General features: G+C 72.2%; 20 protein-coding genes. 1 reads left to right on the top strand and 19 read right to left on the bottom strand.

What is annotated here, in order from left to right; translation table 11 throughout:
• Positions 1-47 precede the first annotated feature (47 nt).
• Entirely contained in the window at positions 48-956 is a 909-nt protein-coding gene (locus tag ASF44_RS03215; protein WP_082524483.1) for an AraC family transcriptional regulator, read from the top strand.
• Positions 957-1,052: 96 nt separating this feature from the next.
• On the opposite strand, the gene ASF44_RS03210 is transcribed toward ASF44_RS03215, so the two are convergent.
• The 19 genes from ASF44_RS03210 to ASF44_RS03120 all read right to left on the bottom strand — a co-directional run bounded on the left by ASF44_RS03210 (position 1,053) and on the right by ASF44_RS03120 (position 20,226).
• A complete protein-coding gene (locus ASF44_RS03210) occupies positions 1,053-1,775 on the bottom strand; it encodes a GntR family transcriptional regulator (protein ID WP_082524482.1) in 723 nt (240 codons plus the stop codon).
• On the bottom strand, positions 1,747-2,577 hold the full coding sequence (locus ASF44_RS03205; protein WP_056897699.1) for an ABC transporter ATP-binding protein: 831 nt from the start codon (positions 2,575-2,577) through the stop codon (positions 1,747-1,749). The genes ASF44_RS03210 and ASF44_RS03205 overlap by 29 nt, the downstream gene beginning before the upstream one ends.
• Positions 2,577-3,335, bottom strand: a complete 759-nt coding sequence (locus tag ASF44_RS03200) for an ABC transporter permease (protein ID WP_056897698.1) — start codon at positions 3,333-3,335, stop codon at positions 2,577-2,579. The genes ASF44_RS03205 and ASF44_RS03200 overlap by 1 nt, the downstream gene beginning before the upstream one ends.
• The gene (locus ASF44_RS03195) at positions 3,332-4,009 is read right to left on the bottom strand and encodes an isochorismatase family protein (protein WP_056897697.1); all 678 of its coding nucleotides are present in this window, start codon (positions 4,007-4,009) and stop codon (positions 3,332-3,334) included. The genes ASF44_RS03200 and ASF44_RS03195 overlap by 4 nt, the downstream gene beginning before the upstream one ends.
• Positions 4,009-5,115, bottom strand: a complete 1,107-nt coding sequence (locus tag ASF44_RS03190) for an ABC transporter substrate-binding protein (protein WP_056897696.1) — start codon at positions 5,113-5,115, stop codon at positions 4,009-4,011. Before ASF44_RS03190 ends, ASF44_RS03195 begins: the two co-directional genes overlap by 1 nt.
• Positions 5,116-5,252: 137 nt before the next feature.
• The gene (locus ASF44_RS03185; RefSeq protein WP_056897695.1) at positions 5,253-5,960 is read right to left on the bottom strand and encodes a phosphoribosyltransferase; all 708 of its coding nucleotides are present in this window, start codon (positions 5,958-5,960) and stop codon (positions 5,253-5,255) included.
• A 65-nt stretch (positions 5,961-6,025) separates the two neighbouring features.
• A complete protein-coding gene (locus ASF44_RS03180; RefSeq protein ID WP_056897694.1) occupies positions 6,026-6,892 on the bottom strand; it encodes an alpha/beta hydrolase in 867 nt (288 codons plus the stop codon).
• 60 nt (positions 6,893-6,952) lie between these two features.
• The gene (locus tag ASF44_RS03175; RefSeq protein ID WP_056897693.1) at positions 6,953-7,867 is read right to left on the bottom strand and encodes an acyltransferase domain-containing protein; all 915 of its coding nucleotides are present in this window, start codon (positions 7,865-7,867) and stop codon (positions 6,953-6,955) included.
• Positions 7,868-7,884: 17 nt separating this feature from the next.
• Positions 7,885-8,742 carry a triphosphoribosyl-dephospho-CoA synthase gene (locus ASF44_RS03170; RefSeq protein ID WP_056897692.1) on the bottom strand — a complete coding sequence of 286 codons (858 nt, stop codon included), beginning with the start codon at positions 8,740-8,742 and terminating at the stop codon, positions 7,885-7,887.
• Entirely contained in the window at positions 8,742-9,467 is a 726-nt protein-coding gene (gene mdcG, locus ASF44_RS03165; RefSeq protein WP_056897691.1) for a malonate decarboxylase holo-[acyl-carrier-protein] synthase, read from the bottom strand. Before mdcG ends, ASF44_RS03170 begins: the two co-directional genes overlap by 1 nt.
• A gap of 124 nt (positions 9,468-9,591) precedes the next feature.
• Positions 9,592-10,299, bottom strand: coding sequence for a biotin-independent malonate decarboxylase subunit gamma (locus ASF44_RS03160; RefSeq protein WP_056897690.1), 708 nt, complete (start codon positions 10,297-10,299; stop codon positions 9,592-9,594).
• Between the two features lie 25 nt (positions 10,300-10,324).
• Positions 10,325-11,311: a tripartite tricarboxylate transporter substrate binding protein gene (locus ASF44_RS03155; protein WP_056897689.1), complete on the bottom strand. Its 987-nt coding sequence runs from the start codon at positions 11,309-11,311 to the stop codon at positions 10,325-10,327.
• A 47-nt stretch (positions 11,312-11,358) separates the two neighbouring features.
• The gene (locus ASF44_RS03150) at positions 11,359-12,267 is read right to left on the bottom strand and encodes a biotin-independent malonate decarboxylase subunit beta (protein ID WP_056897688.1); all 909 of its coding nucleotides are present in this window, start codon (positions 12,265-12,267) and stop codon (positions 11,359-11,361) included.
• Entirely contained in the window at positions 12,264-12,596 is a 333-nt protein-coding gene (gene mdcC / locus ASF44_RS03145) for a malonate decarboxylase acyl carrier protein (RefSeq protein ID WP_056897687.1), read from the bottom strand. Before mdcC ends, ASF44_RS03150 begins: the two co-directional genes overlap by 4 nt.
• Before the next feature lie 13 nt (positions 12,597-12,609).
• Entirely contained in the window at positions 12,610-14,292 is a 1,683-nt protein-coding gene (gene mdcA / locus ASF44_RS03140; RefSeq protein ID WP_056897686.1) for a malonate decarboxylase subunit alpha, read from the bottom strand.
• A 16-nt stretch (positions 14,293-14,308) separates the two neighbouring features.
• Positions 14,309-15,703: an SLC13 family permease gene (locus tag ASF44_RS03135; RefSeq protein WP_056897685.1), complete on the bottom strand. Its 1,395-nt coding sequence runs from the start codon at positions 15,701-15,703 to the stop codon at positions 14,309-14,311.
• Positions 15,704-15,878: 175 nt separating this feature from the next.
• Positions 15,879-18,077: an alpha/beta hydrolase domain-containing protein gene (locus ASF44_RS03130; RefSeq protein WP_056897684.1), complete on the bottom strand. Its 2,199-nt coding sequence runs from the start codon at positions 18,075-18,077 to the stop codon at positions 15,879-15,881.
• A 168-nt stretch (positions 18,078-18,245) separates the two neighbouring features.
• The gene (locus ASF44_RS03125) at positions 18,246-19,166 is read right to left on the bottom strand and encodes a LysR family transcriptional regulator (RefSeq protein ID WP_056897683.1); all 921 of its coding nucleotides are present in this window, start codon (positions 19,164-19,166) and stop codon (positions 18,246-18,248) included.
• Between the two features lie 10 nt (positions 19,167-19,176).
• The gene (locus ASF44_RS03120) at positions 19,177-20,226 is read right to left on the bottom strand and encodes a homocysteine S-methyltransferase family protein (protein ID WP_056897682.1); all 1,050 of its coding nucleotides are present in this window, start codon (positions 20,224-20,226) and stop codon (positions 19,177-19,179) included.
• Positions 20,227-20,264: the final 38 nt, after the last annotated feature.

Below are 20,264 nucleotides of genomic sequence, written 5' to 3'. Positions count from 1 at the left end.
GGCGCCATTTCTTAACCATTCGTCTCATTGCGGCTAAGCTCGCCGCCATGCAACTGCTGGACGACTGGCTGCGCGAGGTGCGCGCCGAGGGGCTGGTGCTGCTGCGCACGCGCGTGGCCGGCGCCTGGGGCGTGGCCGTTCCCGAGCGGCCAGCGGCCATGTTCCATTTCGTCGCCGAAGGCCGGGCGGTGCTGCGCCGCGCCGGGGCGGACCCGCTGGCGCTGCAGGCCGGTGAACTGGTCCTGCTGGCCCAGGGCGGCGCGCACGACCTGGCGGCCACGCCACGCGCAAGGGCCATGCCCCTGCCACGCTTCCTGGCGCTGCACGACGGCGTGGCCGACGGGGCGGCCGCGGCCAGCACACTGCTGTGCGGTGAATTCGCAGTCGACCGGGCCCTGGCATTGCCGGCGCTGCAGGCCTTGCCCGCGGCCGTGGTGTTGCGGGCCGACGAGGCATCGCCGCTCGCCGACACCCTGCGCCTGCTGCGCCAGGAAGTCGAGGCAACTGGCTTCGGCAGTCCGCTGGTGGTGCGCAGCCTGCTGGCGCTGCTGTTCGCCTACCTCATGCGGCAGTGGGCGGCCGCACATGGCGCCACCGGCGCCGCCAACTGGTTCGGCGCCTTGCGCTCGCCCGCCACCGCCAAGGCACTGGCCTGCATGCACGCGCGGCCCGAGCATGGCTGGACCGTGGACGCCCTGGCGCGCGAAGCCGGCCAGTCGCGCGCGGCCTTCGTGCGCCATTTCACGCGCTCGGTCGGCGAACCGCCACTGGCCTACCTGACACGCTGGCGCATCGGCCTGGCGGCGCGGCTGCTGGAAAGCACCGACCTGCGCATGGCCGAACTGGCCTGGCGCACGGGCTACAACTCCGAACCCGCGTTCAGCCGCGCTTTCCGGCGCGCACGCGGCATGGCGCCCGCGCACTACCGGGCCCAGCACCGCGCCGCGCGCGCGTGACACCGCTTGCGCCGGCCTGCCCATGGCGCAGAGCGCGCGCGCCGTCTCTCGCCCGCCACGCCGCGGTCCGGATGCACGGCCGACGCAACCCCTGCATCACCCCAGCCCGCCCTGCTGCGCCACCAGCCCCAGCACGATCCTGCGCACCCCCTTCACATGCCCCGCCACCGCCCGCGCCGCGGCGTCCGCATCGCCCTGGCGGCAGGCCGCCAGGATCACGCGGTGGTCCTCATTGGAACTGCGGTTGAAGCCCGCGAGCGAGAGCTGCATGAAGGACATGCGCTGGATGTGCCCCTGCAGCATGGCCAGGATCTGCTTGGACAGCGGGCGCTGGGCCGGGCCGTAGAGCAGGTCGTGGAAGCGCACGTTGAGCTCGCTGAAGGCCCAGGCCGTGCCGGCCTTGTCCATGCCGCGCACCAGGCGCTCGGCCTCGTCGAGGTCGGCCCGCGTGAGCAGCGGCGCGGCCGTGCGCATGAGGCTGGGCTCGACCAACAGGCGCAGTTCGAAGGCGTCCTTGAGTTGGTCCAGCGTCGGCGCCTGCACCAGCGCGCCGCGGTTCAGCGGCAGCTCGACGAAGCCCTGGGCCTGCAGCGTGCGCAGGGCCTCGCGCAGCGGGATCTTGCTGACCTGGAACTCGGCCGCCAGCTCGTCCTGGCGCAGCGCCTGGCCCGGGTGGAAGATGCCGCGCACGATGGCCTGGTGCAGCACGGCCACGATGTCGTCGGTGCTGAAGCGCCCGCCCAGCGCCGCGCGCTGCTCGGCCACCAGGCGCTGCAGCGGCGTGGCCGCCTCAGGCGCTGCGGCTCTCATGCCCGGCATGGATGGTCTCGCGCACGAAGCTGCAGATGCTGTTGAACACCGGGTCTTCCTGCATCTCGGGCCGGCGCGGCCGCGCGAACGGCACGCGGATGTCGGCCACGATGCGCGAGGGCCGCGCGTTCATCACGAGCACGCGGTCCGACAGGTAGACCGCCTCGCGGATGCTGTGCGTGATGAACACGGCCGTCTTGTGCACCTGGTCCCAGAGCTGGGCCAGCATGAGGTTCATGTCGTCGCGCGTGATCGCGTCGAGCGCCGAGAAGGGCTCGTCCATCATGAGCAGGCGCGGGTCGTTGATGAGGCCCCGGCAGATCGCCACGCGCTGGCGCATGCCGCCCGAGAGCTCGGCCGGGCGCTTGTCCCGGAAGTCCCACAGGCCCGTCGCACGCAGCAGCCGCTCGGCCTCGGCCCGGTACGCGGCCACATCGCGCTTCTGCGTGCGGATCGGAAACAGCACGTTGTCGAGCACGCTCTTCCAGGGCAGCAGCGTGGCGTCCTGGAACACGTAGCCGAAGTCGCGGCGCGGCGCGGTGATGGGCTCGCCGCCGACCAGGATGCGGCCCGCGCTGGGGTTCTCCAGCCCGCCGACCATGGACATCAGCGTGCTCTTGCCGCAGCCGCTGGGGCCGACCAGGCTCAGGAAGTCGCCCTCGGCCACGTCGAAGTCTGCATGCTGCACGGCGTGGACCTCGCCGTTGCGGGTGGCGTAGGTCTTGTGCACGTCCTGCACGGACACATAGGCCTGGCCACGGTCGGCCGGGGTCGCGAGCGGCTGCAGCCAGGAAGGGGGAGCGGAAGACATCAGGCGCCAAACTTCTGTTGCATCCAGCGCTCCAGGCCCGCGACGAGCCCGTAGAACGCCAGGCCGAACACGCACAGCACGAGGATGGCCGCCAGGATCAGCGCCGTGTCGGCCTGGGCCGAGGCGAACAGGATCAGGTAACCGAGGCCCGCCTGCGAGGTGATGAACTCGCCCACGATCACGCCGATGATGGCGAAGGTGGTGGCGATCTTCATGCCGCTGAACACGTAGGGCAGCGCGTGCGGCAGCCGCACCGCCGCGAACACCTGCCAGGGCGTGGCGGTCAGCGCGCGGCACAGGCGCAGCAGCGACTTGTCGACATGGTCCAGCCCTGCCAGCGTGGCGATCACCACCGGAAAGAAGCTGATGAAGACCGAGAAGGTCAGCCGCGACTGGAAGCCGATGCCCAGCCAGACGATGAACAGCGGCGCCAGCGCGATCTTGGGAATCAGCTGGAACAGCACGACGTTGGGGTACAGCATGTCGCGCATGAGGGCCGAGGTGCTCAGCAGTGCAGCCAGCGCCACGCCCAGCAGCGAGGCGATGGCAAAGCCCGCCAGGCTTTCCCAGACCGTGGGCCAGGCGTGCTGCATGAGCAAGGGGAAGGTCTCCACCAGGCGCTGCGCGATGGCGCTGGGCGCGGGCAGCAGCACCTCGCGGATCGCGAAGCCGCGCACCACGGCCTCCCACAGCGCCAGCGTGGCCAGCGCGAACAGCAGCGGAAGCACGATGCGCCGCGGCGTCAGTCCCTCGTTCACGCGGGCAGCCTTTCGAAACAAGCCACCGCATCGTCGGTCGACACCGTCCAACCGAAGAACTTCTCGATGTTGAACACACTGGCGTCGAACACGGCCTGCGAGCCGGCCTGCAGCGTGGCGTCTGCCACCATCACGGCGAAGAACTCGCGGTGGAAGGCATCGCGCACCGCGGTCTCCACACAGACATTGGTGTTGACGCCCACGAACACCAGCGTGGTGATGCCGTGGGCGCGCAGCATCATCTCCAGGTTGGTGCCGGCGAAGGCGCTGTAGCGCGGCTTGTCGACCACGGGCTCGCCCGGCAGCGGCTGCATGGGCTCCACGAAGGCATGGTCCCAGCTGCCGCGGATCAGCAGCTGCGCGCCGGGGTGGCTGCGCATGTACTTGAGCGGGTTGGACTTGTGCCACATCGGCGAGGTGGCCGGGCCGGCTTCGGCCAGGCTTTCGGTCCAGCCGTTGCGCACGTGCACGACCATGAGGCCGGCCGCGCGCGCGGCGGCCAGCACACGCGCCGCACGCGCGACCACGGGCGGGCTGCCCGCGATGTCGAAGCCGGCCAGGTCCAGGTAGCCGCCGGGCGAGAGATAGCCGTTCTGCATGTCGATGACGACCAGCGCGGTCTGCGCGCGCTCGGCCGCCAGCGGCTCGGGCCGCGTCGGCAGCATGAACGGCATCAGGCCAGGCCCAGCATCTTGTTGTAGGGCGCCACGTTCTTGCGGATCTGGTCCCACTCGGCGCTGCTGAGCTTGATCTTGCCGACGAAGCGGTTCGTCGCCAGGTCTTCGGGCACCAGCGGCTTGGCGTCGGCCGTCAGCGCGCCGGCGCGCGCGGCCAGCGAGATCATGCCGGCCAGCGTGGGGATGCTGCTCCAGCCCATGCCGTGCTCGATGGCCTCGGGCGCGACCATGGTGGCCTGGGCCAGACCCTGCGAGATGGTGGCGTTCTCCTTGCCGCCCTTGGCCATGCCGATCTCGGGCTGGGCCTTGTAGAGGATCTGCAGCGACTCCCTGGGATTCTTGAGCGTGTAGACCACCGATTCGAGGATGCCGTCGACCATGGCCTGGCACAGGCCGGGGTCGGCCTCGATGGTCTCGCGGCGCGCGATGACCTGCGCCGCGTACAGCTGCACGCCGGTCTTGGCCCAGGGGATGAAGCGCGTCTTCACGCCCAGCGAATCGAGCACCGGGATGCTGGACGAGCCGATGGCGGTGATGGCGTCGACCTGCCTGTCCATCAGCGCGCGCTCGATCAGGCGCGCGTCGAGCTGCTGGCGCGTGACCTTGGCGAGGTCGATGCCGGTCTTGGCCGCGTAGGCCGTCCAGTACGGCGATTCGGCCGAGGTGGCCACCGTGCCCACGCGCTTGCCTTCGAAGTCCTTGGGCGCACGGATCGGCGAATCCTCCAGCACCAGGTTGCCCATCAGCGCGTCGTAGCCCACGGTGGCCAGGGCCTGCAGCGGCAGGCCGCGCGCCATGTTCACCAGCGTGCCGCCGAAGAACACCACGCCCAGGTCGAACTGCTTGTTGGCCACGGCCTGCGCCGCGGCCACCGAGCCGTTGCCGCGCGACACGGTGAGGTCGATGCCACGCTTCTTGAAGTAGCCCAGCTCCTTGCCGACCATGGGCCAGTAGTTGGAGCCGTTCACGACCCAGGGCAGCGTGATGCTGATGGCACGGGTCTGCGCGAACGTGGGCGCGGCCACGCTGGCGCAGGCGGCACCGGCGGCCTGCAGCAGGCGGCGGCGCGAGAGGGAACTGGCAACGGCGGGCGAAGATGGCATGGCGACTCCGGAGCGGGGATGGCGGATGCGGTGCACCGGCCCGGGGCGGACCATGCACCAGGACGTATACGATTTGCGATACGTTGCGGGCTGCGCGGGTAAACGCAAGTTGCGTACCAAACGCCCCGCCCCGGCCTTCAGCTGCGCCGGATCCAGCCCCCGGGCACGGCCTGCAGCAGCGGGCTGTCGAACACGCCGAACACCTGGGCCGCACGCTGCGGCCCCAGCACCCCGGCCCAGCGCCGGCCCTGGCACATGGCCACACCCACGCCCAGCACGGTGGCGCCCGCGGCCTCCAGCAGGTTCCAGGGCGCGGCGATGGTGCTGCCGCTGCTGACCGCATCGTCCACCAGCACCACGCGCTTGCCGCGCACCAGCGGCAGCAGGTTGGGGTCGAGGTAGACGCGCTTGCCGGCGGTCGGCGTGGTGATCGACTGCACGGCGCCAGAGAGCGCCTCGTCGTACCAGAACTTGCGCGAGTAGCCCAGCGGCACCATGCGCGACAGGCCGAGCCGGCGCGCCACGATGGGCGCGAAGGACAGGCCCAGCGTGGGCACGCCCACCACCGCCTCGGGCGCCAGCGGCGCGAGGCGCGCGGCCAGCAACTCGCCCAGCGCGTCGATGACGTCCAGCGCGGCCTGGTTGCAGATCAGCGAGGCCACGGCGTGTTCGGGCTGGCCCGCCATCTGGCGGATCGGCAGCAACAGCACCCGGCCATCGGGCAGGCGCGCCGGGTAGCCGTACTGCCAGGGGCCGTCGTCCGGCCCGGCGGCGGCGGTGGCGGGCAGGAGCTGCTGCCAGTAGCCGGTGGTGGGCTCGGTGAAATGCGGCGTGGGGGTGGTCATGGGCGGGCAGTCAGGATTGCAGGACAAGCGCGGCATGGCCTAGCAGGCCGCGTGCCCGCCAGGCGCTATGCGCCGGCAAAGCCGCGTAGGGCACGGCACAGCGGGCTGTCCGGCTGCTCCAGCGGCTCCAGGGCCTGGAAGTGGTCGGCCTGCGGCAGGACCAGCAGTTCGCCGCGGTTGCCCGCGCGCTGCCAGGCAGCGTGCAGGCCCTGCGACTGCTGCGCGAAGGCCGGCTGCTCGGCCCCACCCCAGGCCAGCAGCAGCGGCGTGGCGCTGGGGCGCACCAGGTGCAGGGGCGAGTTGCGGCGCACGCTGCCTTCGTCGAGCTGGATCAGCGGCTGCAGGTAGCTGTAGCGCAGCGGCGCGATGTCGTACAGGCCCGAGAGCAGCAGCGCACCTTTGAACGGATCGTCGGGCAGGCCGTAGTCGGCGCGCCAGGGCGTGGTCAGCAGCATGGCGCCCAGGTGGCCGCCGGCCGAGCTGCCGCCCACCACGATGCGGCCGGGGTCGCCGTTGAACTCCGCGATGTGGCGCACCGTCCACGCGGCCGCCGCGCGCACCTGGCGAACGATCTCGTCGAGCGTGACCGTGGGGCACAGCGCGTAGTCGACCACCACGGTGGTGAAGCCCATGGCCTGCGGGCCGAGCGCCACGCAGTGGAAGTCGCGTGCGGCGCGGGCGCGCCAGTAGCCGCCGTGGATGAAGAAGAACACGGGCGCGCCGCTCTGCGCGGCCGGAAAGATGTCCAGCGTCTCGGCCAGCGTGGGGCCGTAGGGGATCTTCAGCCGGTGCGCCAGCGTGTGCAGCGCCTGCGCGCTGCGCTCGGCGAAATGGCGGTTGGAGGCCGCGGCATCGTGCGCGCGGCGGAACGGGTCGTAGGCCTCGTCGATCTCCTGCTGGCCCGTGAAGCCGTGGGGGAACGTGAAGGACATGGCGGGTCTCCTGCAGGCATGGCGTGCCGGCCATTGTGGCCGCGGCGCGCGCGGCGCGGATCAGCCGGCTGCGGCGGCCCGCTCCACCCACTGCACGACGGCCCGCATGCTGCGGAACTCGTCCACCGCCCGCGCCGGCACCGCCGCAAAGCGCTGGTTCCACATGCGTGCCAGTGCCTGCCCCGCACCGATCTCCAGCACGCAGTCCACGCCGCGCGCGTGCAGGTTCTCCATGCATTCGTCCCAACGCACCGTGGTGGCGATCTGGGCCGCCAGCGCGCTGGCGGCCTGCGCGGCATCGGCCACGCGGTCGGCCGCGTTGCTGAACAAGGGCGTGCGCGGCCTTGCCAGCGGCACGCCGGCCAGCACCGCGGCGAAGGCTTGCGCCGCCGGCCGCATGCCGGGCGTGTGGGATGGCACGGCCACGCGGAGCCGCGTGGCATGCGCGCCCTCGGCCACGGCGGCCGCCTCCACGCGTTCGAGCGCGGGATGCGGGCCGCCCAGCACGACGCTGTCGATGGCATTGCGGATCGCCAGCGCCACGCCGGCCTCGGCGGCCAGCAGGCGGTCGAGCACGGCCGGCGCGATCTGGCTCAGGCCGAGCAGCCCGCCCGGCGCGCCGGCGGCGCACCGGTCCATTTCGGCGGCGCGGGCCTGGGCCAGGTCGAGCGCCGTGCCGGCATCGAACACGCCGGCCGCGCTGAAGGCCGCCAGCTCGCCCACGCTGTAGCCAGCGATGGCCGCGGGCGGCGGCAGGTGCGGCGCCAGCTGCGCCCAGGCGGCCAGCGCCAGCCCGGTCAGCAGGCATTGGGCCGGCGCATTGCGCTCGGCCCAGCCCGGGGTGGCGAGCGCGGCGCGCCAGTCGGCGACACCCAGGCGCGCCTGGACACTGCGCACCAACGCGTCCTCGGCCAGCCAGGGCAGCATGCCGGCGTGCTGGCCGCCCTGGCCAGAGAACACGAGCGCGTAGGCCACGGGGTCGGCGCCCGGTCTCAGAACGCGCCCACGCGCTGCAGCCAGCAGGCCGCGGCCACGGTGTCGGCCGCGCCGCCGGGCGACAGGCGGCGCGCCACGAAGTCGCGGCCGATGGCGGCTGCCGCCTGCAGCGCGCCAGGCTGCGCCGCGCCGCCAGCCGCCAGGAAGCCGCGCGCGGCGGCCTGCGCGTCGCGCAGGCCCTGCAGGCCGCCACGCAGCGCCAGGTTGCTGTCGTCGAGCACGGCGATGACGTGGAACAGCGTGTCGAGCCGGGCCAGGCGCGGCGCGAGGCCGCGCGCGCGTGCGCTGGCCAGCGCAGGCACGGCGGTCTCGAACAGCGCCGGAAAGCCCAGCGCGGCCTCGTGCGAGGCGCCGCGCAGCCCCAGCCGGCGCGCCACCAGGCCGCCCGGCAGCATGGGGGCGCGCTGCGCGCGGGCGGCCAGTGCGGCACCCCAGCGCGCGCGCAGCATGCCGCGCACGGCCTGCGGCTGCAGCGGCTGGCCGGCCTGCGCCAGCGCACCTGCGGCAGCGCACAGCAGGCCCAGCTGGAACACCGCGCCGCGGTGGGTGTTGATGCCGCCCGTGGCCGCCAGCATGCGCGCCTCGGCCGCCATGCCGCAGCGCTCCAGCGCCGCGAAGTCGGCGCCGCCCTCGCCCAATGCGGCGATGCGCGGAAAGTAGCTGCGCAGCGCGAACAGGCTGCGCACGAAGGTGCTGGCGTCCATGTCGGCATGGCTGCCGGCGTCTTCCAGCGTCACGAGGCCAGGCTTGGGGCTCAGGGCCAGCTCGTCGTAGAGCGCCAGCGTGGCCGCGCGGCCGATGGCCTGCGGCGTGGCAATGCACTGCGCGGCAGGCCGCGGCCGGTGCGCCTGCATCAGGCCGCCTCCGGCACCTGCCAGAACGGCGCATCGGCCAGGGCCACGCCGTCCAGACGCTTGACCAGCAGCCGGGCCGCGCGCCCGGCGCGCCAGGCCAGCCATTCGCGCCAGGCCACGGCACGGTCGCCCGCGAAGACCAGCTCGCCATCCAGCCGCAGCCCGTCCGACCAGGACTGCAGCAGCACGGCCACGGCATCGGCCTGCGCCGGACCGTCCACGGCGATGTGCAGGTCGATGTCGGAGCCCGGGCGCAGGTGGTCCAGCCCGGTCAGCAGCTGCCAGCCGTGGCTGCCGTAAACGCGCGCCACCACGCCGCAGGCCGACAGGCCGCCGCACAGCGCGCGCCAGGGCCGGCGCTGCGGGGCCGGCAGCAGCGGTGCCAGGGCGCTGGCCGGCGGGAAGGCATCGACCTGGGCGATGTCGGCCCGTGGCACGGCCAGCGCGATGCGCCGGCGCTCCCAGCGGCCCGGCGCGGGCAGGCCCAGGCTGACGGCGCCGCCCTCCTGCGGCCGCTGCAGGCCTGAAGCGTCCTGGGCCTGCGGCCGCTGCAGGCCTGAAGCGTCATCGGCCTGCGGCCGCTGGCGCGTGACCACCAGCGGCAGCCGGTGCTGCGCCCAGTGCGCCAGGCAGCTGTGCGCCTGCGCATCCCACGCACCGGCGCGCACGCGTTGCCAACCGGCGTCGGTCAGCCGCACGAGCTGGTGCCGGTGCCATGCGGTCACCGACGTACCTTCGCGCTGCGCGCTGCGGTGCGCGTCCCCTTCGGGACGGCCGGGCGCGGGGTCACCGGAACACCTCCGGCTTCGCCTGCGGTGCGAGCCCCCTTCGGAGCGGCCGGGCGGGGGCTCATGCCGCTTCCAGCACCCGTTGCGCCACGGCCGCGGCCAGCCGGCGGCCGCCGCGCGCTGCGCCATCGCGGGCGCGCACGTCGTCCACGGGCGTGTGCGCCAGTGCCTCGCGCAGCGCGGCCTGCAGGTCGCCCTGCCACAGCGCGCGCACGCCGCCCATGGCCACGTAGTTGTCCACGCCGGGTGCGAACACCGGGTTGGCCTTGGACAGTTCGGTCAGCATGGCCTCGGGCAGCTTGGTCACGCGCGCCATGGCCGGGATGCGCATCACACGGATCTCGGCCTCGGGCAGCGCGTAGCAGGCGTCGGCGATGAGGCCCGAGGTGATGAAGCCGCCCGACAGCGCCTGGTCGTACACCAGGCCCAGCACACGGTGGCCGCTGCGCCGCGCCAGGTCGATGGCCATGCCCAGGTGCGCCATGGCGCGGTTGATGCCCAGCAGCTCGTCGCGCCGGCGCAGTTGCTGGCCCTGGGTGTCGATCAGCAGCACGATCGGCCGGCCCGGGTGGCGCGCGATGGTATCGAGCACCACGCGGGCCTGCGCCAGCGCCAGCGCCACGCCGATGGGCGCATGGCCCGTGGTGCCCACCACCGCGATGTCCGCGCCGTCCAGCGTCGCCGTGCCGTGCAGGAAGTCGCCCTCGGCATGGATGCCGTGGTCGGGGCCGAACAGTCGGGTGGCAAGGAGGTTCCAGTCGAGCGGCATGGCGAGGTTCCAGGAATGAGAGAAGTTAGTCGAGCTTGATGTTGGCGGCCTTGACCACGCCGGCCCAGCGCGTGATCTCGGCCTGCACGTAGTCGCCGAACTGCGCCGGCGCCAGCGTGCCGAACTGCGCGCCGTTGCTGGCCCAGACGGCACGGATCTCGTCGGCCGCGCCGGCCTTCTTCACCTCCTCGACCATGCGGGCCTGCGCCTCGGCCGGCGTGCCCTTGGGGGCCCACAGGCCGTACCAGGTCGTGACCTTGTAGTCGGCCAGGCCGACCTCGGCGGCGCAGGGCACGTCGGGCAGCGAGGGGTTGCGCTGGGCGCCGGCCACCATCAGGGCCTTGATGCGGCCGCCCTTGATGTGCGCGGCCGAGGAGCCCAGGCCGTCGAACATCATGTCCACGTTGCCCGAGATCAGGTCCTGCAGCGCCGGGCCGGCGCCGCGGTAGGGGATGTGGGTGATGAAGGTGCCGGTCTGCAGCTTGAACAGCTCGCCCGCCAGGTGGTGCGAGGTGCCGCCGCCGGCCGATGCGTAGTTGAGCTTTCCGGGGTTCTTCTTCAGCTCGGCCAGGAAGGTCTTGAAGTCCGGCGCGGTCACGCGCTTGGGGTTGACCACCAGCACCTGCGGCACTTCGGCCAGCAGCGCCAGCGGCACGAAATCGCGCTGCAGGTCGTAGTCCAGCTTGGGGTAGACCGAGGGCGCGATGGCGTGGTGGATGGCGCCCATGAACAGCGTGTAGCCGTCGGGCTGCGCGCGCGCGGCGATGGTGGCGCCCAGCGTGCCGCCGGCGCCGCCCCGGTTGTCCACGATGAGCTGCTTGCCGGTCTGCTTGGCGAACTGGGCCGACAGCGGCCGCGCGAACGCGTCGGTGCCGCCGCCGGCCGGGAACGGCACGACCAGCGTGACGGGCTTGGTGGGCCAGCCGGTCTGGGCGCGTGCGCCCACGGCCGTGAGGGCGATGCCGGCGGCGCCGGCGCGCAGCAGGCTGCGGCGGTGGAAGAGGCTGTGCATGTGTCGTGTCTCCTGTCGTTGTTGAAAGCTCGGATCCGTGCCGCGGCTCAGGTGCCGCCGTGCGGCTGGGCCGGCGTGCGCAGCGCGTGCAGGGCGGCCACGTCCAGCGCGGGCACCCGCTGCGCGTCGGCCACGCCCAGGCGTTCCCACAGCCGCGTGGCGTCGTCGTGCACGCCGTCGTTCCAGTCCGCCTCGGGCACGGCGGCCAGGCGGGCGGCCAGCAGCGCATGCTCGGCCTCCAGCGCGGCCAGGCCCACGGGCCGCGGCCGGGCCAGCGCCGCGATGGCCGCCGCGCGGAAGGCCGCCACGTCGTCCTCCACCAGCGCATCGCAGTCGCCCGTCAGCCAGCGGTGCTTGCCGCCGCTGGTGCGCCAGACCAGCGCACGGTCGCGCGCATCGTACTCGTCCACGCCGTGCGAGGCCTCGATGACCTCGGGGCCCGACATCGCCAGCCGGCCCACGTCGCTCATGACGACCTGGTCGGCGCAGCGCGCCACGATGCCCATGCCGCCGAAGCAACCGTTGGCGCCGCCGATCAGCACCACCACGGGGATGCCGGCCGCGCGCACGTCGAGCACGGCGCGCATGACCTCGGACACGGCGATCAGGCCGGCGTTGGCCTCGTGCAGCCGCACGCCGCCCGACTCGGCCAGCAGCAGCACGCCGGCCGGCCTGTCGCGCAGCGCGCGCTGCAGCAGGCCCACGAGCTTGGCGCCGTGCACCTCGCCGACGCCACCGCCCATGAACGCACCCTCCTGCGCGGCGACGAACACGGCCTGGCCGCCCAGCAGCGCGCGGCCGATGGCCACGCCATCGTCGAAGGCCGAGGGCACGCCCAGCTGCGCCAGGTGCGGGCTGGTCAGCCGCTCGGCCGGCGGCAGCCATTCGTGGAAGCTGCCGGCGTCCAGCAGCAGGGCCAGGCGCTCGCGCGCCGAGCATTCGGCATAGCTGATCATGCGGGCTCCTTCGGCAGCTCGGCCACGGCCTGGTCGAGCCGCAGGCTGACCACGGCCGGCGTGGCGCCCATGTCGTTGATGGACACGCGCAGGCCGGCCAGGCCGTGGCGGGCCTGGAAGTCGTCCACCACGGCCTGCCAGATCGGGCCGAAGCCGCGGGCCGAGGTCTGCACGCGCACGGTGCAGTCGTCGTTGGGCGTGGATTCCAGCATCACCTCCAGGTTGCCGGAGCCCACCACGCCCACCAGCACGGGCGAGAACCGGCCGGCGGCGCGGCCGCCGGCGTAGGAGAAGTCCAGGGTTTCGAGCCCTGCGGGGATGTCGGTCATGGGGTGCTCCTTCTTACCAGTTGCGGAAACGCTTGGGCGGCTGGTACAGGCCGCCCGACGCGCGCACCAGGTCGCGCATGCTGCGCGCGGCCAGCAGGTTGCGCGTGGCGTCGCGCGGGTCGATGCCCAGGTCCTGCGGACGCTGGATGATCTTGCGGTCGCGCAGGTTCTCCACCATGCGCCGGTCGCGGCCCAGGCCCACGGCCGTGTAGCCGGCCACGCCGCGGATCGCCTGCTCGCGCTCCTCGTCGCTGCGGCACAGCAGCAGGTTGGCGATGCCCTCTTCGGTCAGCACATGCGTCACGTCGTCGCCGTAGACCATGATGGGCGGCAGCGCCATGCCGGCCTGCTCCTGCAGCGTCCAGGCATCGAGCCGCTCGACGAAGGCCGGCTGCATGTGCTCGCGGAAGGTCTCCACCATCTGCACCACCAGCTTCTGCCCGCGCGGCGTGCCGGCGGCGCCGCTGCGGCCTGCGCGGGCCTCGGCGCCGGCCTTGAGCCAGGCATCGCTGGCGTGGCGCCGGCCGCGCGCATCGGCCCCCATGTTGGGCGCGCCGCCGAAGCCGGCGATGCGGCCCAGCGTGGCGGTGGAGCTGTTGCCGTCCAGGTCCATCTGCAGCGTGGAGCCGATGAACAGGTCGCAGGCGTAGTGGCCGGCCGCCTGGCAGAAGGCGCGGTTGCTGCGCAGGCTGCCGTCGGGCCCGGTGAAGAACACGTCGGAGCGCGCGCGGATGTAGTCCTCCATGCCCAGCTCGGAGCCGAAGGAGTGCACCGACTGGACCCAGCCGGCCTCGATGGCGGGGATCAGTGCCGGATGCGGGTTCAGCGCCCAGTGCTTGGCGATCTTCCCCTTCAGGCCCAGCTGCTCGCCATAGGTCGGCAGCAGCAGCTCGATGGCCGCCGTGTCGAAGCCGATGCCGTGGTTCAGCCGCTGGACGCCGTATGCGCCGTAGATGCCCTTGATCGCCATCATGGCCATCAGCACCTGGATCTCGCTGATCTGCGCCGGATCGCGCGTGAACAGCGGCTCGATGAAGTTGGGCGTGGGCGCCTTCACGACGAAGCCGACCCAGTCGGCCGGGATGTCGATGCGCGGCAGCCTGGTGGTGGTGCCGTCCACCAGCTCGTTGACCTGCGCGATGACGATGCCGCCCGAGAACGCCGTGGCCTCCACGATGGCCGGCGTGTCCTCGGTGTTGGGCCCGGTGTAGAGGTTGCCCTGCGCGTCCGCCGCATGCGCGGCCACCAGCGCCACCTGCGGCGTGAGGTCGACGAAGTAGCGCGCGAACAGCTCCAGGTAGGTGTGGATCGCGCCGACGGCGATGCGCCCGGCAGAGACCAGCTTGGCCAGCCGCGCGCCCTGCGGGCCCGAGAAGCTGAAGTCCAGCCGCGCGGCGATGCCGTTCTCGAAGCTGTCCAGGTGCTCGGGCAGCGCCAGCACCGACTGCACCATGTGCAGGCCGTGCACGCGCGCGGGGTCCACCTGCACCAGCGCCTTGGCCAGGAAGTCGGCCTGCTTCTGGTTGTTGCCTTCCAGGCAGACGCGGTCGCCCGGTTCGAGCACCGCCTCCAGCAGCGCGCCGATGGCCTCGGCCGGCAGCTGCTTGCCCACCAGCCGCGGGCCGAGCGCCTGCGCGGCGCGGGCCAGGCGGGCGGTGCGGTTGGCGGAGCGGGTGTTCCAGTCTCTGGTTGTCATGGGATGTGCAGGTTGTTCAAAGGACCACGAACAGCAGCCAGACGACGACCGGCGCGATCAGCGTCACCGCCGCACCGTACACCATCAGCTGGCGGAAGAAGGCCTCGCGGTTCACGCCGCGGGCATTTGCCAGCACCAGCGCGCCGTTGGTCGAGAAGGGGCTGACGTCGACGATGGTGGACGACACGGCCATGGCCGCGATGAAGCCGATGGCGCTGACGCCCGCATCGCCCGAGCCACCGCCCTGCAGGAAGGGCACGGCCAGCGGGATCAGCGAGCCCAGCACGGCGGTGGACGAGGCGAAGGCCGAGATCACCGCGCCGACGAAGCACAGCAACAGGGCCGCGACCAGCGGCGATGTCAGCGCCGCGACGCTGTGGCCCACGAAGTCGATGGTGCCCATCTTGTCCATCACGCCGACGAAGGTGCTGACGCCCACGATCAGCATGATCTCGGGCCACGACACCTGGCCCAGTGCGCGCTTTTGCAGGTTGGGCGCCATCAGCGTGAGCAGCAGGCCGATGGTGATGGAGACGAAGCCGATGTCCTGCTTGAAGAACAGCGTGAGCACGGCCAGCGCCAGCAGGCCGACGACGGTGGCCACCTGGTACCAGCGTTCGCCCTGCGCGTCCTGCGGGTCCTGCGCGCCGGGGCCGGCGTCCATCAGCGAATCGTCGGCCTGGGCGGCGGTGCGGCGCTCTTCGCCGAGCGACTCGCCCTCGGCGTCGCCATAGACCTGCGCACCGCCCTGGCCATGCGCCACCTGCGGCACGTCGAAGCCGGTGTGGCGTGCACCGCTGCGCTGGCGGGTGAGCTTCATGCCGCCCATCAGGACGAACAGCATGGCAGCCACCGCGAGGTTGACGGCCAGGCTGGCGGTCATGGTGACGATGGGGTTCAGCGGCAGGCCGGCGGCGGCCACGATCTTGTTGGTGATGCCGCCGTAGATGCTGATGGGCGAGAAGCCGCCGCCCTGCGCGCCGTGGATCACCATCAGGCCCATCATCAGCGGGTTGATGCCGTACTTGGCCGCGAAGCCGAGCGCGATGGGCGCGATGATGGCCACCGCCGCGGGGCTGACCGCGCCCACGCCGGTCAGCAGGGCCGCGATGAAGAACATGATCCACGGGATCGCCGCGATGCGCCCGCGCACCGCCCGCACGGCGCCCCTGACCATCCAGTCGATGGTGCCGTTGTTCTGCGCCAGGGCGAACAGGTAGGTGATGCCCACCAGCGTGAGGAACAGGTCGGCCGGAAAGCCGGCCATGATGGCCTTGGCGTTCATGCCGGCCACCAGCGTGCCGACCAGGAAGGCCCCGACAAAGGCGATCACGCCCATGTTGATGGGCAACACCGTGGCCAGCACGAACATTCCTCCAAGTGTGTAGATCGAGATCCAGTGGGCTGTCATCTTGTCTCCTGCCTTGCCGGCGTACCGCACAGGTGGCCCTTGCCGCCGGGTGGCGGCGAGCCCCTGTTTCTGGAGGCCGAAGATACGCAGCCCACTGCCCACCATCAATCAAGCTCCGGCGGCAACCCTTACGACCAGTGAAACGGTCGCGGGTTAACCCTTGCGGCGATGCGGCTCAGGGCGCCGGGATCAGCAGCGTGGACACGCTGGCCGCACCGGCCTTGGCGTTGGCCGCATCGACGCTGCCGAAGTAGCCGCCGGCCACCAGCGCATCCGCCGCGGCGCCGAACCTGGCCAGGTAGTCGGCCCGCCCGCCGTAGAGCCCGGCCAGCGTGCTGCGTGGATCGCCAGCCGCCTTCGTCGACGCACCGACCGCCAGCGGGATGGCACTGCCGCTGGACGGGCAGTTCTCGCCGGCCGCGTGTCCGGCCGAGCGCACGTTCCAGCCCGTGTACGTGGCCAGTGGCACCGCCACTTCGGGCATGCGCAGGCCGCCGAGTTCGTTGCCGTTGGCGTCGACGCGGGGCACGAGCAGGGTGTAGGCCTTGGCCACGTCGACGGCGGGCGCGGCCGTGCTGTAGTCGGTGACGAAGACCTGGCTGATCTTGCCCAGCGCCACGCGCAGTGCCAGCGGCGTCGCCGCAGCGCCGTTGGGCACGCTGATGGCCGCCAGGTTGGGGAACCCCGTGGCCGCCGCCGTGGGCAGCACGGCGGTGCCGGCCGCCACCGTGGGGTGGCTGGAGGCCGGCGGGGGCGTGTTCTGCACGGTCCAGTCTTCCAGTGCCTTGACCAGTGCTCGCTCCACCGGCGCCATGGCGACGGGGCTGTTGGCGAAGGTGCAGGTGCTGCCCGCCGCAGGCTGCGTGACGACGCCCGTCGTCACGCCCGCGCCACCGCCGTGGCCGGTGCCCAGCACCAGGTAGTAGCGCACGTTGTCGGGCAAGGCCAGGTCGCGCGCCCTGCCATCGGTGACGACCAGCGATGCCCGGCCGCCCCACCACTCGTAGCTGCCGTCCGCCTGCATGATCTTGGGGCAGGTGCTGGTCTGCAGGCAGCTGCGCAGCAGCCCGTCGGTGGCGCCGCTCACGGGGTCGGTGGTGACGTTGTAGGCGAACGGGAACTGGTCGCCCAGCATGAAGTGGTCTTCGTGCTGCTTGGACCAGCGGCCCGGCTGGGCGAAGCGCGCGTTGATCCAGGTGCGGCGTGCCGCCGGGATCAGCGACAGCATCCCGTCGAACACGGGCTTGCCCGCCGAGTCCTTGTTGAAGCCCTGGTACAAAAAGTCGCGCAGGAAGCGGCCGGACTGCGACACCCCCTCGCCCAGCGCCACGTCGAAGTGGGTCGCCGGGTTGGCCGGGCAGTTGACGCCGCTGGCGCAGGCGGCGGACTTGAGGTCGGCCACGGGATTGGCGTTGCCCTGCGCGTCGGTCGCGTCGTTCTTGAGGAAGCCCACGAGGTCGCGCACCGCGGCGAAGCCGATGCCCATCACCTTCGGGTCCTTGGCCCGGTAGGTGAAGTTGTAGACCGTGCCGGCGTCCGTCGGCACGCTGCCGCCCTGGGCGTCGGGCACCGTGGCGGGCGCCGTGAACCGTACCGAGACCGAGCCGTTGGCATGGGTCACGTAGTCCCAGGTGGTCACGGCGGCGGAAGGAGACGCATAGGTCTGCTGCCCCGCCGCGTTGTAGTAGGACGGCCGGGCCGTGAAGATCACCTCGGAGCGGTCGGTCAGCGAGGCCGGCGGGTAGTTCAGCGGGATGTCGGGCGTGCCGGCGGCATCGGCGATGAACTCCTCGCGGCTCAGGCCGGTGATGGCGCTGCCGTCGGCATTCCTGGCCAGCGGGAACACCGTGCCGAGCGCGGCCGCCGCGCCGTTGCCGGACTGCGCCACGTCGCCCTGCCAGCCGCTCCACACCACGGTGTAGCCGCGCTGCAGGATCGACGCGAAGTTGGCCGCCGGGGCAGCGCCGTCCTTCAGCGCGCCGCCGCCGATGAAGCGGTTCTGCGCCAGCTTGTTGCCGCGGTTCACCACGTCGTAGAACAGCACGCGCCTGGCATGGGTGGCGCTCTTGGGCCGCAGGATCACGACGTCCGTCGTGTAGCGCACCTTGCCGTCCGCATCCATCGGGGCCTTGTCCAGGTCGACGATGCCCGCGTTGTCCGGATGCCGGGGGTCGAGCTTGCCGTGGACGATGCCGGTGACCACGGTGTAGGGGCCGGCAGCGCCGGCCGGCGTGGCGCCGTTGTAGGCATCGGCGGTGGACACCACCTCGAACCGGTCCACCTGGCCCGCGCGCCAGACCTGGTGAGGCTGCGGGTTGCTGCCGCAGCCCAGCAGCAGCCAGGGGGCCGCCGCGAGCACGATCCATCGTTTCATGCCTTGTCTCCTTGGTTGTAGCGACCTGGTGCGTGCACGCCATGGGCACGCCATCGGCACACCATGGTTGGGCGCGGCAGCCGGTCGCGCGCCCACCATAAGCAAGCCCTGCCGCCGCATCAATGACGCGGCGCGCTCAATGCTTACGGCAAGCGGAAGGATCGCGGGCTAACCCTGGTGCAGCGACGCCTTCAGGCTGCGGCAGACCGCCAGCACGGCGAGCAGGTTGGGGTCGCGCTCGCGCGAGCGCAGGAAGTTCAGCCCGATGGTCTGGCGCACGCGGTAGCGCGACTGCAGCGGCACCAGCACCACGTTGGGCGGCAGCACGTTGCGCACGCGGCCGGGCAGCAGCGTGCAGCCCACGCCGCCGGCCACCAGGTTCATGAGCGTGTAGATGTCGCCCGTGTGCATGGCGATCTGGGGCGCGAACCCGGCCATGCGGAAGGCCTGGCCGAAGCTGTCGTGCGTGGCGAAGCCTTCGCCCAGGCTGACGAAGCGCTCGCCGGCGCAGGCGCCCAGGTCCACCTCGGCCTGGGCGGCATAGGCCGATTGGGCGGGCGCGGCGAAGAAGGTCTCGTCCTCGAACAGCGGCTCGGTCTCGACATCGGCGGCATCGGCCGGCACGGCCATCAGCGCGGCATCGATGGCACCGTCGCGCAGCTTGGCCAGCAGGTCGGCGTTGGAGCCCAGCATGAGCTCGGTCTGCACCTCGGGCTTGCGCTGCTTCATGCCCAGCACCAGCGCCGGCACGGCGCGGCTGGTCAGCGAGTACATCGACCCGATGCGGATGCGGTCGGCCGCGTAGCCGGCGATCTCGCGCGTGGCGCGCACGCCATCGACGAGCAGGCGGTCCATGCCGCGCGCCATCTCGGCCAGGCGCTGAGCCGCCGCCGTGGGCACGAGGTTGCGCCCTTCCTGGCGGAACAGCACGCAGCGCAGCGCCTCCTCCAGTGCATGCAGCGCGCGGTGCACGCTGACCGCGCTGGTCTGCAGCCGCTCGGCCGCGCGCGCGAGGTTGCCTGCCTCCATGAACGCCAGCAGCATCTGCAGCTGGCGCAGCGTGATGCCGTCGTCTTCGCGCTGGGACATGGCAGCGGCGTCAGGCGGCCTCGGGATAGAAGGCCGCGCGTGCCGGCACGGCGCGCGTCTTCACGGGGGCCACGGCCTGGCCGATGGCGGCGATGTGTTCGGGCGTGGTGCCGCAGCAGCCGCCGACGATGTTGACCAGCCCCTCCGCCGCGAACTCGTGCAGCAGCTTGGAGGTGTCGGCCGGCGTCTCGTCGAAGCCGGTGTCGCTCATGGGGTTGGGCAGGCCGGCGTTCGGGTAGCAGCTGATGAAGGTGTCCGGCGCGACGCGGTTGAGCTCCTGGATGTAGGGCCGCATCAGCGCGGCGCCCAGTGCGCAGTTCAGGCCGATGGCCAGCGGCTGCGCGTGCCGCACGCTGTGCCAGAACGCGGTGACGGTCTGGCCCGACAGGATGCGGCCCGACGCATCCGTCACGGTGCCGCTGATCAGGATGGGCAGGCGCTCGCCGCTGGCCTCGAAGAACTCGTCCACGGCGAACAGCGCAGCCTTGGCGTTGAGCGTGTCGAAGATGGTCTCCACCAGGATCACGTCGGCCCCGCCCTCGACCAGCGCCTCGGTCTGCTCATAGTAGGCCGCGCGCAGCGCCTCGAAGTCGACGTTGCGGGCGCCGGGGTCGTTCACGTCGGGGCTGATGCTGGCGGTCTTGGGCGTGGGGCCGAGCGCGCCCGCCACGAAGCGCGGCTTGTCGGGCGTGCTGAACTTGTCGCAGGCCGCACGGGCCAGCCGGGCGCTGGCGAGGTTCATCTCGCGCGCCAGGTGGCCCATCTCGTAGTCGTCCTGGGCGATGGTGATGGCGCCGAAGGTGTTGGTCTCGATGAGGTCGGCGCCGGCCGCGAGGTAGCCCTCGTGGATGTCGGAGATCACGTCGGGCCGGGTCAGCGAGAGCAGCTCGTTGTTGCCCTTGACGTCCTTGTGGAAGTCCTTGAAGCGCTCGCCGCGGTACTGCGCCTCGGTGAGTTTGAAGCGCTGGATCATGGTGCCCATGGCGCCGTCGAGGATGGCGATGCGCTTGGCCAGGATGGCGGGCAGTTGCTGGGCGCGGGTGTAGGCGGGGTGCGGCATGCGCCCGATTGTAGAAACCGCTGCCACGCGGCGCGCTA

It is taken from the genome of Pseudorhodoferax sp. Leaf274 (assembly GCF_001422445.1).
Taxonomy (GTDB): Bacteria; Pseudomonadota; Gammaproteobacteria; order Burkholderiales; family Burkholderiaceae_C; genus Pseudorhodoferax.
Note: the sequence above shows the minus strand (reverse complement) of the source record. Positions and strands in the feature narration are given on the sequence as shown.